This window comes from Streptomyces sp. NPDC090083 (assembly GCF_044747445.1).
Lineage (GTDB): Bacteria > Actinomycetota > Actinomycetes > Streptomycetales > Streptomycetaceae > Streptomyces.
On record NZ_JBIVED010000008.1, the window covers coordinates 112580 to 128693 of the forward strand.

Here is a 16114-nt window from a genome sequence, read left to right on the forward strand (position 1 = left end):
CCTGCGCTAGGGCATCTTGTCGCCGAGCAGGGCCAGGTTCTCGATGGCGGCGAGGCCGTAGAGCGCGGTGTCGTTCGAGGACACCCACGCGGCCTCGCCGCCGGGGACGAGGGTGACGGGGCCGGTCAGCGGCTCCGTCTTCCACGGCGAGGACTCCGTGTAGCCGTCCGAGGCGTAGAACTTCGTCCACGCGCGCCGGGCGAGGGTCGCGTCGTCGAGCTGGACGGCCGCGTAGGCGTCGAGGCGTGAGTGGCCCTGGAAGAGCAGCAGGGTGCCGAAGTTGGAGCCGTAGCGGGCCGCCTGTTCGGTCTTGGAGGCGTTGAAGTAGCGGCAGTAGTCCATGTACACCTCCTTGAACCTGGGCATGTCGACGAGGTGGATCAGCTCCGCGCACAGCTCGTTGAGGCCGAAGACGGCCGAGAGGTGCGAGACGGAGACCACGGGGGTTGCGGCCACGGCGAACCTGCCGGTGTCGAGGTCGTAGAGGCCGCTGCCCTGCACGAATCCGTTGGGCTGGGCGGCGATGGTCTCCATCGTCGACAGGACGCGCGCCCTGGCCTTCTCCCACTGGGGCCCCTTGCGTTCCCACTCGGTCAGCCACGCCGAGACCAGGCCGCTCCAGTCGGTGCCGAAACCGATCGACAGGGCGTGCCGGTCCGGGGTGTACGGCTCGGTGCGGATCTTGCGGATGGGGTCGAGGACGAGGAACGTCTCGTCGGAGTCGACGTTGGCGGCCATGAGGTCGCCGACGCGTTCGTCGGCGGTGAGGAAGTAGTAGTAGCGCCGGTAGGTGGTGTTGGCGATGCGCTGCTGCTTGGCGCTGTCGGCGTAGTGCTGGACACCGTGCCGGGTGCCGAGGCCCGCCCACTGGCCCAGGTGGTAGACGTCGACCTCGCCGGTGTGCCGGGTGAGTGCCTCGGCGAAGCGGAAGATGTCCGCGCGGCCCGAGCGGAGGTACGCGAACCAGAGCCAGATGTCCGGTGACAGCTCGGAGTTGTCCCAGGCGTAGCCGCCGATGTCGTACCTCCACTGGTGGCGCACGGTGTCGTACGAGTGCATGAAGTCGCCGTAGTCCCAGAAGCCGTACCAACGGCGTTGCGCCACCTGGTCCTTGTAGTAGGTGAAGAGGAAGTCGAGGTGGTCCTCGATCTTCGCCTTGGCGGGGGTGGAGCGGTCGGGTGCGGAGTAGAGGCCGGGGCCGAAGACCTTGGACTTGATCAACTGCGCGGGCGGGGCCGCGAGTTGGGGCAACACTCTGACGGCCTCGACCTGTTGGGCGAGTGCCTCCGCGGTCGGCGTCGACTCGTTGGCCCAGAAGAGGAGTTCGGAGGTGCGGGCGATGCCGTACGGGGTGCCGAACTCGGGTTCGTAGTCCTCGTAGGTGATCTCCAGGCCTTCGAGCTGCTTGGCGTAGGTGTCCTGGCCCATGCCGTCGTGGTAGAAGCGCAGGTCCATCGGCTGGGCCTCGGGCGACCAGAGCCAGAGGGTGACCTCGGCCTCGTCGGTGTGCGCGGCACGGATGTCGAGCTGTGCAGGGAACTTCTCCCAGAAGTCCCGCAGCCCGAAGGAGAGTCCGCCGCTCGCCCCGCCGACGTACCCGAACCCGGAGGCGTGTCCGCCGCCGCCGGCGGGGATCCAGCCGTGGCCCTTGGTGGTGCGCTTGCGGAGGGTGAAGCCGTCGGCGGAGAGCTGGGAGAGGGTGTAGTCGCCCCACTTGGGGATGTACGGGAGGCGGCTCGTGACGCGTTGGTCCCAGGTGGACGGGTCGGCGAGCTTCTGGCCCGCGTACTGGGCGGCCTGGACGGTCGCGCCCGGGTCGCGGCGCAGGCCCGTGACGCCCTGGACCGCCTCCCGCAGCAGGCCGGTTCCCTCACCGCCGATGCGGATGTGGCGGTCGTAGGCCTGGTCGCGCATCGGCACGGTGAAGCGGACGCCGAGGCCGCGGATGAAGTCCCCGCTGGCCGTGCCCGGTTCGACCGTGCCGTCGTAGGTGATCGTGTGGACCATGCGGAAGGAGTCGGCGCCCGCGTAGAAGTAGAGGCGGATCGAGAACGGCAGCCAACTCCTGCCTCCCTTGCGGTGTTTGCCGTCGATGCGGACCACCGCCCGTACCGGGCCGTCCTGTTCGACGGTGACCTCGCCGATCGTCCCGTCGAAGCGTTCGGTCCGCACCGTGCCCTGGTCCTCGTCCTCGATCTCGGGCTGCCGGATGAGCACGAGCCGGCCGTTCCTGGCGATCTCGGTGGAGCCCCGGGTGACCGACTTGATGAGGGTGGAGCCGTTCCTGCCGATCTTCACGGTGATGACGCCGGTCGACACGTCGATGGTGCCGCCGTGTCTGTCGACGGTGACCTTCTTGTCGGGGGCGGTGGTGTCCCCCGCGGTGAGGGTGAGCTTGCCGGAGCCCGAACTCACCGCGTGCGCCGTCCACTTGAGCGATCCGTCGGGCCAGTAGGCGATCGGCCAGGACTGCACGGGCACGGCCGCGCCCCCGGCGTCCGTCAGCGCGAAGGTCTGGTCCTCCTGGTGGGTGCCCATCGGCCACGGCACGCCGACCGTCGAACCGGGCGCCGCGCCGAGCCCGCCGTCCTCCAGCCAGTCGAGGGTCACCGGGTCGCCGTCGGCCGCCGCTCCGGGCGCGGCCTGGGCGTCCTTCGCTCCTGGCACCCAGCTGAACTGCGCGGCGGCTCCGGCGACGGCCGCCGCCTTGAGCAGGGACCTGCGGGGAATGGGAGACATGGCTTTCCTTTCCGTGCGGGAGACGTTCGTCATGTGCAGGTGTTCAGGGGCATGCGGGTGGTCAGGGACATGACAGACAGGAGTGCGGCGCTCCGGGCAGCCGCACCGGTCCTCGTCCGTCAGCGGCGGCGGTACCGCTCCTCCACGGCGACGGCCGCCGCCGTCACGGCCCCGAGCACGGGAACCGCCAACGGGGCGATGAACAGGGCGGAACAGCCGACGAGGACCAGCCCGCCGACGAGCAGGAAGGAGCCGGCCGGGTCGAGGACCGTACGCCGAACGGCCGCGCCGAGCAGCGCCCGCCAGCTGTCCCCCGGCGCCCACACCGCCGCCGCCCGCAACCCGGCGACGACGGCCCCGAGCAACGCGAACACCCCGACCGCACCCACGAGTTGTCCGCCGGGCAGCCCGGACCGCACCGCGTGGACGTCCACCTGGACGACGACCACCGCGCCCCACCCGGCGACCCCGACGACCCACCCGCCGCGCACGGCTGTACGGAAGTCCGCGACGAACTCCCGCCAGCCGCCGCCGACATGACCGGCACGGCGCCTCACGTGCCGTGCCCCGGCGGCGAACGCGGCAGGGTAGGTGACGACTCCCGCCGAGGCGACGGCGATCCACACCCCGGTGAGCAGACATTCGGCGAAGACCCCGAACCGCTCGGCGAGGACGGACTCCCGGCGCGCCTTCGCGCGTGCTCCGGCCACCGGCTCAGCCCTTCAGTCCGGAGGTCGCCATGCCGTCGATCAGATAGCGCTGGAAGGCGAGGAAGAACAGCAGCACCGGCAGCAGCGCGACCAGGGACATGGCGATCATGCCGCCGTAGTTCGCGGCCACGCCGTCGGAGTCGCGGAACATCATCAGGCCCAGTGAAACGGTGTACTTGCCGGGCTCGTTGAGGTAGATCAGCGGGCCCATGAAGTCGTTCCAGGCGTTGATGAAGGTGAAGATCGCGCTGGTGATGAGCGCGGGCCGGCACAGCGGCAGCACGATCGACCAGTAGATCCGCAGATGTCCGCAGCCGTCGAGCCGGGCGGCCTCGTCGAGTTCCTTCGGCAGGTTCCGCATGAACTGCACCATGAGGAAGACGAAGAAGGCCTCCGTCGCCAGGTACTTGCCGAGCAGCAACGGGACGTAGGTGTTGACCAGTTGGAGCTTCTGGAACATCACGTACTGCGGGATCAGCAGCACGTGGTACGGCAGCAGGAGCGTGCCGATCATCAGGGAGAAGAGCAGGTTGCGGCCCGCGAACCGGATGCGGGCGAAGGCGTAGGCCGTCAGGGAGCAGGAGACGAGGATGCCGACGACCGAACCGAGGGCGTAGAAGAGGGAGTTCTCGAAGAACGTCCAGATCGAGATGTCGGCGATGCCCTTGGCGAGGCCCTTGAAGTTGGCGAGGATCGGGTGGCCCGGGAAGAGCTGCAGGCTGCCAATGACGTCCTTGCTCGGCTTGAACGAGGCGCCGATGACCCAGAGCACCGGGTAGAGGACGACGGCGAGCACGGCCAGCGCGCCGATGTGCCAGAGCAGCGAGCCGGTGCGCTTGCGCCCCAGGCCCGGGGACTTCGGGACGGTACCGGCACTCATCGGACGTCCTCCTCGTAGTGCACCCACTTCTTCTGCGACCAGAAGAGGACGGCCGTCACGAGCGCCACGGCGAGCAGCAGCATCCACGCCATCGCGGACGCGAAGCCCATCTGGGCGTTCTTGAAGCCCTGTTGGTAGAGGTAACAGGTGTAGACGAGCGTGGCGTCGGCCGGTCCGCACTGGGAGTTGGAGACGACGTACGCGGAGCCGAAGATCTGGAAGGAGTGGATGGTCTCCAGCAGCACGTTGAAGAACAGCACCGGGGAGATCATCGGCAGCGTGATGTTCCAGAACCGGCGGAAGGGCCCGGCCCCGTCCATCGCGGCGGCCTCGTACAGCTCCCTGGGGACCTGCTTGATCCCGGCGAGGAAGATGACCATCGGCGCGCCGAACTGCCAGACGGTGAGCGCGACCAGGGAGTAGAGGATCCAGTCGGGGTCGCCGACCCAGCCGCCGACATGGGAACCGAACAGCGACTGCGTACGGTCCACGACGGCGCCGTCGGAGAAGAGCGACCGCCAGACGAAGCCGATCGAGACGCTCGCGCCGATCAGCGAGGGGGCGTAGAAGGCGGCCCGGTAGAGGGCCTGGCCGCGGCGGCTCTGGGCGAGCAGCATGGCGACGCCGAGGGCGAGCAGGAGTTTCAGCGGGGTGCCGATGACGACGTACTTGGCCGTCACCTCGACCGACTTGCGCCACCGGGGGTCGTCGAACATCCGGGTGAAGTTGTCGAAGCCGATCCACTTCGGGCTGTCGAAGAGGTTGTAGTCGGTGAACGCGAAGTAGAGGGAGGCGACCATCGGCCCGGCGGTCAGCAGCAGGAAGCCGGCGATCCACGGGGACATGAAGAGGTAGCCGGCGAGGTTCTCCCGGCGCCCCCGCCGCTTGCGGTCGGCGGGGGCGGTGGGGCGGGCCGGCCGGGCGTCGGGCGGAGCGTCCTTGACGAGCGTCACGGCGGTTCCCATCAGGCGGAGAAGGCGGCCTGCGCCTCGGAGAAGAACTGCTTGACCGCGTCGGCGACCTTGGCCTTGCCCAGCGCCATGTCCCCGCCGATGCGGAGGAAGGCGGACTCGGCGGTGTCGGCGCCGGACGGGTGCGGGGTGATCGTCCCGAGGACCCCGGCCTTCGCGGTGTCCGCCTCGTACTGGGCGATCTCCTTCTGCACGGCGTCGGTCGGCCTGAACGCGTCGTACTGGTCGGTGGTCGCCAGGATGCCCCGGTCGTAGCCCATGATCCTCCCGACGGAGGGGTCGTGGACCATGAAGTCGATGAACCGGGCGACTTCCTTGGGGTGCTTGGTGCGTGCCGAGCCGCTGAGCATCAGGGACGCGAGGTACTGGCCGGTGTCCTTGCCGTCGGTGGTGGGGATCGGGGCGAGGCCGTAGGTGCTGCTGCCCTCGGCGGAGTAGCGGACGGTGAAGTTGTCCCAGGTGAATTCCGAGGCGCCGTGCCCGGCCGAGAGGGAGGACTTGGGGGTGTCCTGGGCGACGACCTTCGGGGAGGTGACGATCCCGGCCTTCACGCGGCCGTACCCGTCCGTCCACCACTCCGTCAGATCCGACTCCTCGAATCCCAGGCCGTCCTTGGCGAAGAAGGCCTTGCCGTTCTGCCGGAGGTAGAGGTCGTACAGGTACATGATGCTGAAGTAGCCGGTGTCGCCGGGGACTTGGGTCTTGTCGTGGATCGTCTTGAGGGCCTTGAAGTACTCGTCCCAGGTCCAGCCCGCCGTGGGATCGACGCCGGCCCTCTCGTAGACCTTCTTGTCGATGACCAGCGCCATGGTGTTCGAACCGACCGGAATTCCGAGCTGCTTGCCGTCGACCTCGCCCACTTTCGTGACGCCCGTACGGAAGTGATCGAGGCTCAGATTCCCTGCGTCGATCTGCGACCGGAGATCGAGCAGGACGCCTCTCTTGTCGTACTTCCGAAGAAATCCGACGGCGTTCTGGAATACGTCCGGCGGATTTCCGCCCGCGGCCTGCGTCTGGAACTTCTCCCAGAAAGAGGGATAGTCCTGAAAGTCCGTCTTCACCTTGATCTTCGGATACTTCTTCTCGAAGAGCGCGATGGACTGATTGATCTTTTTCGCCCGCTCCTCGGCACCCCACCACGAGTAACGGATCGTCACCGTCCCGTCCGCGGCGGTGCCGTCGTTCCCGCCGCACCCCGTCGCGGCCAGCCCCAGCGTGGCCGCCGAGACTCCCGCCGCCTTGAGGACCGTACGCCTCTCCACATTCGTGCCGGTTCCCATGATGGGCCCTCCCCGTAGCATCGGTGGCACCTGCATGAATCGTTTCAAGTAAGCGCTTGCTGGCACAAGCTACGGAGGCCCTCGGGGTGCGTCAATGATTCGGACAGGATTTTCTCCGGGGCCGACCGAGCGGTGCGGCGTCGCCGACGGGCGCACGGCGCGGGTGACCGGACGGACACCGCAGGTGAGACGCGCGCGATCGGCCGGCCGAACGGAAAGCGGCCAGCCGCACTCTGGCGCCGGGCGGCCGGAAAACGCCTCGGCCACGAGAAGCCGACCACGCGGCGTGCGGGGCGTGAACGCCGACGGCGGTCTACCGGCAGCGGCGTGTGGGGCGTGAACGCCGACGGCGGTCTACCGGCAGCGGACTGCCGCGCCTGGATACCGGGCGCCAGGCATCACGCGTCGGGCATCAGGCGTCGGGCTGGTGAGCGCCTGGGCGGCCGGGAGTCGAGCCTCAGGCGGCGGGCACCGGTCGGTCGGTGGCCTGGGCGGCGGCGGGGGGCCGACCACGCGATATGCGGGCGTGAACGCCGACGGCCCGCCTGTGGATCACAGGCGGGCCGTCGGTCCGGGTGGGCGATACTGGGTTCGAACCAGTGACCTCTTCGGTGTGAACGAAGCGCTCTCCCACTGAGCTAATCGCCCGGGCGCACGGAGAACATTACCCCATGTCAGCGGGTGCCCCGACCAGCGCGGGAAGCCGCCCGGACGCCCTTACCGGGTCACTGGTCCTTGATCTTCCAGGGCATCACGACACCGAACTTCCACACGTAGACCCCGACCAGGGCGACCACGATCACCAGGCCCACCGAGGTCAGGACGATGTTCCGGCGGCGCACGGCGGGGTCGAGCGCGCGCTGTGCCGCCTCGGTGACCTTGCGTTTGGTCCAGCGGAGCACCAGCTGGGCCCAGACGAACTCCGTCGCCCAGATCGCCATGCCGCCGAAGATCACGACCCAGCCGGGGCCCGGCAGCGGCAGCATGATGATGCCGGCGACCACGACCGCGAGGCCGACCACGAAGACGCCGACCTGCCAGCTCACATGCAGCGCGCGGCGCGCCCTGACGAACTCCGGCGCCTTGGAACCGAGCCCCCGCTCGTCCGCCGCCTCACCCGCCCGCGTCCCGTCGCCCGCCTCTTCGGACACGACCGCGACCTCACCCGGTTCGTCACTCCCCGTATTCATACGGACAAACCCTACCCGAGGGAAACCAGTCACCGAAATGGCCCTGCGGAGCGATCGAGCCCTCGGCCGGAAGAGTTACGTAAAGGCACGCAAAACACTCAGAGGGGTTTACAACGGCACCGTAGGTGGCATGTCGATTTCGCCGACGTGCGAATCCCCGAGCGCACACTGAGCGAAAGGCCCTGGCGCTTATGAACACCACGGTCAGCTGCGAGCTGCACCTGCGCCTCGTTGTGTCGAGCGAGTCATCCCTGCCTGTCCCCGCAGGCCTGCGGTACGACACGGCCGACCCCTACGCCGTGCACGCCACCTTCCACACCGGAGCCGAGGAGACCGTCGAGTGGGTGTTCGCCCGCGACCTTCTCGCGGAGGGCCTCCACCGGCCCACCGGTACCGGAGACGTCCGAGTCTGGCCATCCCGTAGTCACGGTCAGGGCGTCGTCTGCATCGCACTGAGCTCTCCCGAGGGCGAAGCCCTGCTGGAGGCTCCCGCGCGAGCCCTGGAGTCCTTCCTCAAGCGGACGGACGCCGCCGTGCCACCCGGCACGGAGCACCGGCACTTCGACCTGGATCAGGAGCTGTCGCACATCCTGGCGGAGAGCTAGCGCGAGGTCCCGACCAAGCCGCCCGGCGCCGTCCGAACTCGGGGAGACGGCTCGGGCCCAGACAACCGCATAGGGCACACACCGGCGCCGTCGCCGCGATTCGTCGCGGGGGCGGCGCCGGTGCGCGTCCGGCCCGCTCACGCGACTCTCCGTGTTCCGGGGAACCGCGAGAGGCACGGTCCCGTTCTAAGAGACAGGGGGCGGCCCTCCGGGAAGCCACTACCATCGGCCAGCATCGGCGGGCGCCCGCCCGACCCCCAGGCCAGGGAGCGAAACGTGCTGATCACCCACGACACCCGGTGCGCCCTCGACACCGTGGTCGATCTGGTGAACACCGCACCGGAGGACGCGGCGGCGCCGGACGGACTGAAGGATGTCGCGCTGCTCGCGGATTTCGTACGAAACCACGAGATCAGCGATGTCGGGGTGCTGTCGGAGTTCGACCTCTCCGCCGTGCGCAAGATCCGCGGGCGGTTCGCCTCGGTCTTCTCGGCCCCGGACCCCCGGGCCGCCGCCGGGCTGATCAACGACCTGGTCGCCGCCGCGGGCACGACACCCCGGCTCACGGACCACGACGGCTACGACTGGCATGTGCACTACTTCGCGCCCGGCGCCTCGGTCGCCGACCATCTCGCCGCGGACTGCGGGATGGCGCTCGCGTTCTTCGTGGTCGCCGGTGAGCAGGAGCGGCTGCGCCGCTGCGAGGCTCCCGACTGCCGGCGCGCCTTCGTCGATCTCTCCCGGAACCGCTCGCGCCGCTACTGCGACAGCCGGACCTGCGGGAACCGGCTGCATGTGGCCGCCTACCGGGCGCGGCGCAAGGAGGCGGCGGGCTGACACCCGGCGCCGGCGTCGCTCGCTTCCCGTCTCCGTCCGCTTCCCGTTTTTTCAGTTTCTCGCGTCTCGATGAGGTCGCGGCCCCCGACGGGTGACGTCGGGGACCACGAGTACGGCTCACAGCATCAGCAGGTCGTGCAGCGAGGCCATGAGCAGCAGACACCCGATCACCGCTAGGAAGATCATCAGCGGTGGCTGGGAAAGGGCGAAAAGGCAGCCGCGCGGCTCGTCCTTCGGCGGCGCGGCGTCGCTCTGTGTCGTGTCCAGCATCTCGCCGCGATGATGACGCAGCGGAGACCCCCTACGCGATCAACACGCCCGAAAAGAGAGGGAGTTCGCCGAATTCCGTGTTGTCCGTTTCGGGTCGGGTCGAGTCCTGAACGCTTACCGGCGGACCGGGCTCACTCTGTGTCGTTTCAGTCCCGGTCCGGTCCGGCCTTCATATCCCGTGCTTCTTCAGGATCGCCTCGATGTCGCTGAAGTCGTCCCCGCTCTGCGCGCGGGGCGCCGGCTGCCGGGTCGCGGGGCGCTTGGCCGGGGCCAGGGAGGGCGCGGAGGCCGCCGGGGCCACCGCGTCCGGCTGCGCGGAGTCACGGGCCGCTCTGCGCTCCTTGCGGGTGCCGCCACGGCGGCGCTCCACGGCGCGGGTGCCCATGAAGAGCAGCCAGGCGCCGCCCAGCACGACGAAGCCCGCCCAGGCCGTGGGGCTGAACGCGGTGTCGGCCGCCCAGCCGACGACCCCGGTCATCACCAGGCCGACGGGTACGAGCGAGTACGCGGCGATGCGGGCGGCGGAGAGAAAACGCTTCCGGTACGCCGTGACCGCCGCGATGCCCAGGCCGGCCGCAGAGACGGCGGAACAGACGGTCTCGGCAATCATCCGGTCCTCCAGGCAGGTCCGTCGGGCAGTTCTCGGCGAAGCGCGCTCAGGTCGGGCGGGCTCCGGGTGTTCGGGGCGTGGGCGTTCCGGTCGGTCGGGGCATCCCGTCGGGCGGACAAGCGTCCCTAGGACAGGAGCGTCCTGGTCGGCCGGGCCATTCCCGTCGACCGGGCCATTCCGTCGGCTGGAGCGCCCCCGTCCGGCAGGTCGTGCTTCGTCCCTTCCATCCTGCACCGTTCGGTCCCCGGGAGGCCATGCCTCGGGAGGACATCAGGGACATCTCCGGGTCGCATCCTCCCCAGGTGCCGGTCGGCCGGCGTACGGACGCGGCCCGTAGGGGAACCGCCCGCAGGAGAACCGGCCGCAGGAGACCCGGTCCCTGTCGTCCGCCGTCGCCCCGTGGTCCCGGTTGGGGGCGGGGTGCCGGGGCTGGGAGACTGGATCCATGAGTGACCTTCCCTCCGTGCGCACCCCCGTCCTCGACGTCTGGTGTGAGCTCCAGTGCCCGGACTGCGACACCGCCCTGGACGATGTGCGCGCCCTGCGGGCCCGCTACGGCGACCGGCTGGAGGTGCGGTTGCGGCACTTCCCGCTGGAGAAGCACAAGCACGCGTTCGCCGCGGCGCAGGCCGCCGAGGAAGCCGTGGAGCAGGGGCGCGGCTGGGACTACATCGAGGCCGTGCTCGGCCGGGTCGCGGAGCTGGACCGTAAGGGAGAACCCTTCCTGGTCGAGGTGGCCGCCGAACTCGGTCTGGACGCCGAGGAGTTCGACACCGCGTTGATCGACGGCCGGCACATCCTGATCGTCGACGCCGACCAGGCCGAGGGCAAGGCCATCGGCGTGACCGGCACCCCGACGTACGTCATCGGCGGCGAACGCCTCGACGGCGGCAAGAGCCAGGACGGGCTGCGGGCCCGCATCGAGGAGATCGCCGACCGGTTGCTCGCCGAGGCCGGGGACCGGTGACCCTCGGGGGCACGCGTCAGAGCAGGCTCTTGTACAGGTGGTGGACGACCGTCTCGTAGCCGAGTGACTCGTAGAGCCGCTCGGCCGGGGTGTTGCCCGCGAAGACGTTCAGCCGGACGGCCGGGAGGCCCGCGGCGACGCCCTGTGCCTCGGCGAGGAGCATCAGGGTGCGGCCGTGGCCCTTGCCCCGATGGCTCGCGTCGGCCTCGACGTCGTAGACGAAGGCCTTGCCCTCGCGGGGGCCGGTCCAGAGTGTGCCCACCCGGGTGCCCTCGTGCTCCAGGACGGTGAAGAGCATGTCCGCGGTGGCGAATCCGTCGGGCAGCAGGTCGTCGTTGCCCTGGAGCACCTTGGTCCGGGCCTCGGCCTCGGGCACCCCGCGCTCGGTCCAGCTCAGGATGAAGCTCTCCGTCCCGAGGCTCTCCCACGGGCCGTACTCCTCCTGGGTCATGGGCCGGCCCCGGCTCCCCGCGGGCAGTTCGGGCGCGGTGTCGCCGAGGGGTTTCTCCATGTGGCGGTTGCGGGTGACGTAGCCGAGGTTGGTCGCCATCCTGAGGGCCGGCTCCGCCGCCGCGGGCACGGACGCCTCGATCCGCGCGCAGCCCCAGCCCCGCGCCACCTCCTCGGCGGCGAGCGCGGCCACCGTGCCCCGGCCGCGTCTGCGGTCCGGCTCCTCGATGCGCAGGTACCGGATCTGGGCCACCGCGTCGCCGAAGGCGGGACTCGTGCCGAGGTGTATCGAGCCGACGGGACGGCTGTTGACGCACACCTGATAGCGGCGCGAGCGGGTCCCGTCGGCCTCCTGCTGAAGCGGCTCGGTCGGCCGCAGGGTCGTAGTCATCAAGGGAGTTCTACCCGGACCCGAGCCCCGGCTCAGCTGATTAACGGCCCCTACGGATCGAGGTCGTCGCCCGACCGCTCGTCGAAGACGCGCATGGCCTTGGCAGTCACCGGGCCTGCGGCGCCCGGGAGTTGGCGTTCGTCGACGAGGTGGACGGCCTGGACGTCCCGCAGCGAGGAGGTGAGGAAGACCTCGTCGGCGTGTTCCAGGACGTCGAGCGGGAGGTCGGTCTCCTTGGCGCCGGTCCATTCGACGGTCAGGGCACGGGTGATGCCCGCGAGGCAGCCGGAGGTGACGGGCGGGGTGTGGATCTCGCCGTCGAGGACGACGAAGACGTTCGACCCCGTGCCTTCGCAGAGTTGACCGACCGTGTTGGCGAACAGCGCCTCGGACGCGCCGTGTTGGCGGGCGCGGGCGAGGGCGACGACGTTCTCGGCGTACGACGTGGTCTTGAGGCCGGTGAGGGCGCCGCGTTCGTTGCGGGTCCAGGGGACCGTGACGGCGGCCGTGGAGTCGGGGCGGTGGTGCGCCTCGCCGAGGGCGACCACGAGGGTCGGGCCGTGTTCGCCGCGGTCGGAGCCGAGGGGGCCGTGGCCGCCGGTGTACGTGATGCGGAGGCGGCCGAGCGGCATCAGGTTGGCGGCGAGGACGGCCGCGCAGCCGCGGCGGACCTCGTCCAGGTCCGGGTCGGGCAGCCCGAGGCCGCGCGCGGAGCGGGTCAGCCGGTCGAGATGACGGGTCAGCGCGAACGTCTTCCCGTCCGTCGCCTTCACCGTCTCGAAAATGCCGTCGCCCACGGTCAGTCCGTGGTCGAAGACGGAGACGCGGGCGGACTCGATGTCCTGCAGCCCGCCGTCGAGCCAGATCTTCATGAGAGAGCCCCTCCGTTCACCTCGTACGTGCCCGACGCTACCGCGAGCAGCCGTGACGCCTTCAGCTCGGTCTCCCGCCACTCCCCCTCGGGGTCCGAACCCCAGGTGATGCCCGCGCCCGTGCCGAAGCGGAGCATGCCGTCCGCGCGGTCGACCCAGAACGTCCTGATGCCTACGGCCAGTTCGCCGGTGCCACGGTCCGCGTCGACCCAGCCGACGCCCCCGCAGTAGGGCCCCCTGGGCGCGGTCTCCAGGGTGTCGATGATGCGCAGGGCGCTGGACTTGGGGGCTCCGGTGACACTCCCGGGCGGAAACGCGGAGGCCAACAGTTCCGGCCAGCCGGTGTCCGCGGGCAGCTCGCCCCGGACCGTGGACACCAGGTGGACCAGCCCCGGATGCTTCTCCACCACGCACAGGTCCGGCACGGTCACGGTCCCCGTCGCACACACATGGCCGAGGTCGTTGCGGACCAGGTCCACGATCATCACGTTCTCGGCGTAGTCCTTCTCCAGCAGATCCGCCTCGGTCCGCCCGGTGCCCTTGATCGGGCCCGACTCGACGACCCGCCCGGCGCGGCGCAGGAAGAGTTCGGGAGAGGCGGTGGCTATCTCGACGCCGTGGCCGGGCAGCCGAATCGTTCCCGCGTAGGGCGCGGGGTTGCCGCGTGCGAGCAGGGCGGTGAGGGCGTCGACGTCCGCGTCGGGGGCGACCGGCGCCGACAGGACGCGGCACAGGTTGGCCTGGTAGACCTCGCCGGCCGCTATGTGCTCCCGGATGCGGCGGACGCCCGCGGTGTAGGCGGCGCGGTCGAGGGAGGAGATCCAGGCGTCGGTCGCGGGGCCGCGCCAGACTCCGGGGACGGGGGCCGGGACCCGTTCCTCGCGTACGTCACGGAAGCGGGCGCAGGTCAGACGGCCCTCGTAGTCGGCCGCGACCGCCCAGAAGCCGGTGGAGTCCAGGGCCGCGGGATCGCTGGTGACATCGAGGAGACCGGTGGCGACACGGCCGCCGAAACGGGCGAGAGGGGTGAGGCGGAACACGCCGTCGAGTCTATGGCGGGTGTCTCAGGGGTTACCCGGCCGTGTCCCCGCGGGTGCCCTGACCATGTGTTGCCGTAGACGCAGGCCAGCACGCTGCACAAACGCGTTTTTGTGCTGGCCCCGGAATCCGCTAGAGTTCAACTCGTCGCCGCGACGCGCAAGCCGAGCGGAAACGACAAGCGGACGTAGCTCAGTTGGTAGAGCGCAACCTTGCCAAGGTTGAGGTCGCCAGTTCGAACCTGGTCGTCCGCTCGCAGGAACGTGGGGGATCTTCCCGAACCCCCGCACTCCTGGTGGAGTGGCCGAGAGGCGAGGCAACGGCCTGCAAAGCCGTCTACACGGGTTCAAATCCCGTCTCCACCTCCAAGGACGATTAGCTCAGCGGGAGAGCGCTTCCCTGACACGGAAGAGGTCACTGGTTCAATCCCAGTATCGTCCACTGGTCCGCAAGGACCTGATCCGCGAGGATCCCCGCGCGATTAGCTCAGCGGGAGAGCGCTTCCCTGACACGGAAGAGGTCACTGGTTCAATCCCAGTATCGCGCACGCACCGCCCATGATCCCCGGATCGTGGTCCCGAGGACGATTAGCTCAGCGGGAGAGCGCTTCCCTGACACGGAAGAGGTCACTGGTTCAATCCCAGTATCGTCCACACACCGAAGCCCCCGGCGCTCTCCGCGTCCGGGGGCTTCTTCGTGTGCCGGTCCGGCCGGAGAGCCGGTCAGCTGGAGAACAGCATGTGGCCGAAGCTCTTGTGGCGGTGGTGGCCTCCGTGACCGCCGTAGTGGCCACCGCCGTGACCGCCGCCGTGCGGGGCGCCCCAGGCGGGCGCGGGCGGGGCCGGGTAGGCCTGCGGGCCCGGGGGCGGCGGGGCGGGCTGCTGCCACTGGGACTCCACGCGGGTCAGCGCCTCCAGCTCGCCGTAGTCGAGGAAGATCCCCCGGCAGTTGCTGCACTGTTCGATCTGGACACCGTTGCGGTTGTACGTGTGCATCGGCGCGTGGCACTTCGGACACTGCATGCTCGGCTCAACTCCTCGTCCGTCGGTACTTCTTGGTGTTTCCCCAGGACAGACTCCGTCCGGCCCCGGCCGGTTGCAGCCTACTTCGCGATTCCGGGCGCCAACTCGGGCGCTGCGGAACCCATTCGGTCACACGCGTCCACGACCGCGCGCTCCACCTCGTCCAGCGGGCGGTCCGCCGCGACCGCCTTCACGACGGCGAGGGCCGCGGTCTGCACGGTGAGGGCGCGGGCCGGGACGTCCAGGGCGGGCCAGGGGTCGCCGGTCGCGGGGACCGCCGGGCCGCCCGCCGCACGGTAGGCGTTCAGGAAGCGGGACCATTCGTCGGGTGGGAGCAGTCCGCAGGCGTACCAGGCGGCGGGGCGGGCGAGGTCCCAGGCGGGGACTCCCACGCCCATGTCGTCGACGTCGATCAGGAGCCACGGGCCGTCGGGGGCCAGGTGGCGGACCAGTTGGCCGAGGTGCAGGTCGCCGTGGCAGAGGGTGGTGGTGTCCGGCTGGGGTTCCTCCGCGCGGGCCCAGGCGGGGAGCAGGGTCCAGGCGCGCAGGACGGGGGTGATGGCGGGATGGCTGCCGTCGGCCTCGCGGAGGCGGGTGATCGCCCGGAGGGCCTTGAGGGGGCCTCGCATGGGCGGGAGAGGGGTGGGGGGTGGGGTGCGGTGCAGGTGGGCGAGGAGGGTGGCCGCGGCTTCCCAGGGGGCGGCGTCCGGGTCGTCCGGGTCCACGGGGGTGCCGTAGGGCCAGCAGGTCACCAGGCGCTCGTGCAGGTGGAGGGGGATGGGGGTGAGCGGGGGCAGGAGGACGGTGGGAAGTTCCGCGGCCGTGGTGAGGCGGGCCGTGAGGTCGGCGGGGTCCGTGTGCGGGGCATGGGCCTTGGCCACGGTGGATTCGTGGCGGACGACCGTGCCGTCGGGGCGGTCGGTGAGGGTGGCGGTGGTTCCGCACGGGCAGGTGGGGGTCCGGGTGTGTGCGGTGGTTGTGGCCCGGGTCGTCAGGTCGGGCAGCAGGTGGTGGGTGGTCATCGGGTCCCCCGGGGTCGCGCGGTTCTCGTCGGGAGCGTACGCAATGGGGATCGGGGGGGTCGCGGGGTCAGGGGCGCTGGGTCCGGGGATCGGGTGGGTTGCGCGTGTGGTGCGGTGGGGGCTGGGCGCGCAGTTCCCCGCGCCCCTTCAGGGCGCCCGCCTTGGCGCGCGCATCAGCTTGGGGCGCTTCAGCTCGGGGGTGTCCGACGTGGGCTCCGGGCAAAGCAAAGCCGGCGCAGCTCCCCAGCTGCGCCGGCTTT

At 70.2% G+C, this 16114-nt stretch carries 16 protein-coding genes and 6 tRNA genes; 8 read left to right on the top strand and 14 right to left on the bottom strand.

Translation table 11 applies throughout. The features are described 5' to 3' along the window. Window positions 1-6: 6 nt before the first annotated feature. The 7 genes from ACIPTO_RS26990 to ACIPTO_RS27020 all read right to left on the bottom strand — a co-directional run bounded on the left by ACIPTO_RS26990 (window position 7) and on the right by ACIPTO_RS27020 (window position 7770). Window positions 7-2739, bottom strand: a complete 2733-nt coding sequence (locus tag ACIPTO_RS26990; RefSeq protein WP_401196320.1) for a Tat pathway signal sequence domain protein — start codon at window positions 2737-2739, stop codon at window positions 7-9. Between the two features lie 119 nt (window positions 2740-2858). Then, complete coding sequence (locus ACIPTO_RS26995; RefSeq protein ID WP_401196323.1) at window positions 2859-3449, bottom strand: hypothetical protein; 591 nt, start codon at window positions 3447-3449, stop codon at window positions 2859-2861. 4 nt (window positions 3450-3453) lie between these two features. Continuing rightward, complete coding sequence (locus ACIPTO_RS27000) at window positions 3454-4329, bottom strand: carbohydrate ABC transporter permease (protein ID WP_401196326.1); 876 nt, start codon at window positions 4327-4329, stop codon at window positions 3454-3456. Further along, the gene (locus ACIPTO_RS27005; RefSeq protein WP_401196329.1) at window positions 4326-5294 is read right to left on the bottom strand and encodes a carbohydrate ABC transporter permease; all 969 of its coding nucleotides are present in this window, start codon (window positions 5292-5294) and stop codon (window positions 4326-4328) included. Before ACIPTO_RS27005 ends, ACIPTO_RS27000 begins: the two co-directional genes overlap by 4 nt. Next, window positions 5294-6580, bottom strand: coding sequence for an ABC transporter substrate-binding protein (locus ACIPTO_RS27010; RefSeq protein WP_401196332.1), 1287 nt, complete (start codon window positions 6578-6580; stop codon window positions 5294-5296). Before ACIPTO_RS27010 ends, ACIPTO_RS27005 begins: the two co-directional genes overlap by 1 nt. Before the next feature lie 576 nt (window positions 6581-7156). After that, window positions 7157-7228 (bottom strand) — tRNA-Val (locus ACIPTO_RS27015). 77 nt (window positions 7229-7305) lie between these two features. Next, window positions 7306-7770 (bottom strand): TIGR02611 family protein, encoded by a 465-nt coding sequence (locus ACIPTO_RS27020; RefSeq protein ID WP_401196335.1) that lies wholly within the window; start codon window positions 7768-7770, stop codon window positions 7306-7308. A 191-nt stretch (window positions 7771-7961) separates the two neighbouring features. On the opposite strand from ACIPTO_RS27020, the gene ACIPTO_RS27025 reads away from it, so the two are divergent. Together ACIPTO_RS27025 and ACIPTO_RS27030 are read left to right on the top strand one after the other, a co-directional pair. Beyond that, window positions 7962-8375 carry an SsgA family sporulation/cell division regulator gene (locus ACIPTO_RS27025; protein WP_004002642.1) on the top strand — a complete coding sequence of 138 codons (414 nt, stop codon included), beginning with the start codon at window positions 7962-7964 and terminating at the stop codon, window positions 8373-8375. A 276-nt stretch (window positions 8376-8651) separates the two neighbouring features. Next, on the top strand, window positions 8652-9212 hold the full coding sequence (locus ACIPTO_RS27030) for a CGNR zinc finger domain-containing protein (protein ID WP_401196337.1): 561 nt from the start codon (window positions 8652-8654) through the stop codon (window positions 9210-9212). 117 nt (window positions 9213-9329) lie between these two features. On the opposite strand, the gene ACIPTO_RS27035 is transcribed toward ACIPTO_RS27030, so the two are convergent. Both ACIPTO_RS27035 and ACIPTO_RS27040 read right to left on the bottom strand, forming a co-directional pair. Next, window positions 9330-9482, bottom strand: coding sequence for a hypothetical protein (locus ACIPTO_RS27035; RefSeq protein ID WP_019059824.1), 153 nt, complete (start codon window positions 9480-9482; stop codon window positions 9330-9332). A gap of 169 nt (window positions 9483-9651) precedes the next feature. Continuing rightward, complete coding sequence (locus tag ACIPTO_RS27040; protein ID WP_401196340.1) at window positions 9652-10092, bottom strand: hypothetical protein; 441 nt, start codon at window positions 10090-10092, stop codon at window positions 9652-9654. Between the two features lie 445 nt (window positions 10093-10537). Here ACIPTO_RS27040 and ACIPTO_RS27045 point away from each other — a divergent pair, with 445 nt between their 5' ends. Continuing rightward, window positions 10538-11059, top strand: coding sequence for a DsbA family protein (locus ACIPTO_RS27045; RefSeq protein ID WP_366323058.1), 522 nt, complete (start codon window positions 10538-10540; stop codon window positions 11057-11059). Between the two features lie 16 nt (window positions 11060-11075). On the opposite strand, the gene ACIPTO_RS27050 is transcribed toward ACIPTO_RS27045, so the two are convergent. Genes ACIPTO_RS27050 through ACIPTO_RS27060 form a run of 3 tightly spaced genes read right to left on the bottom strand, consistent with a single transcriptional unit; the run spans window position 11076 to window position 13812 of the window. Continuing rightward, window positions 11076-11900 carry a GNAT family N-acetyltransferase gene (locus tag ACIPTO_RS27050; RefSeq protein WP_366323057.1) on the bottom strand — a complete coding sequence of 275 codons (825 nt, stop codon included), beginning with the start codon at window positions 11898-11900 and terminating at the stop codon, window positions 11076-11078. A 50-nt stretch (window positions 11901-11950) separates the two neighbouring features. Beyond that, window positions 11951-12772 (bottom strand): aminotransferase class IV, encoded by an 822-nt coding sequence (locus ACIPTO_RS27055; protein WP_401196344.1) that lies wholly within the window; start codon window positions 12770-12772, stop codon window positions 11951-11953. Then, complete coding sequence (locus ACIPTO_RS27060; protein WP_401196347.1) at window positions 12769-13812, bottom strand: chorismate-binding protein; 1044 nt, start codon at window positions 13810-13812, stop codon at window positions 12769-12771. The genes ACIPTO_RS27055 and ACIPTO_RS27060 overlap by 4 nt, the downstream gene beginning before the upstream one ends. 179 nt (window positions 13813-13991) lie before the next feature. Between ACIPTO_RS27060 and ACIPTO_RS27065 the strand changes: the two genes are divergently transcribed. From ACIPTO_RS27065 to ACIPTO_RS27085, 5 genes are all read left to right on the top strand, one after another. Next, a tRNA-Gly gene (locus ACIPTO_RS27065) sits at window positions 13992-14064 on the top strand. Window positions 14065-14104: 40 nt separating this feature from the next. Beyond that, window positions 14105-14178: transfer RNA gene (locus ACIPTO_RS27070), tRNA-Cys, on the top strand. Between the two features lies 1 nt (window position 14179). Further along, window positions 14180-14251: transfer RNA gene (locus tag ACIPTO_RS27075), tRNA-Val, on the top strand. A 34-nt stretch (window positions 14252-14285) separates the two neighbouring features. Beyond that, a tRNA-Val gene (locus ACIPTO_RS27080) sits at window positions 14286-14357 on the top strand. A 34-nt stretch (window positions 14358-14391) separates the two neighbouring features. After that, a tRNA-Val gene (locus ACIPTO_RS27085) sits at window positions 14392-14463 on the top strand. Window positions 14464-14532: 69 nt separating this feature from the next. Here the strand turns inward: ACIPTO_RS27085 and ACIPTO_RS27090 are convergent. Both ACIPTO_RS27090 and ACIPTO_RS27095 read right to left on the bottom strand, forming a co-directional pair. Beyond that, entirely contained in the window at window positions 14533-14832 is a 300-nt protein-coding gene (locus tag ACIPTO_RS27090; protein WP_318015217.1) for a zf-TFIIB domain-containing protein, read from the bottom strand. An 80-nt stretch (window positions 14833-14912) separates the two neighbouring features. Beyond that, the gene (locus ACIPTO_RS27095) at window positions 14913-15854 is read right to left on the bottom strand and encodes a phosphotransferase family protein (protein WP_401196349.1); all 942 of its coding nucleotides are present in this window, start codon (window positions 15852-15854) and stop codon (window positions 14913-14915) included. Window positions 15855-16114: the final 260 nt, after the last annotated feature.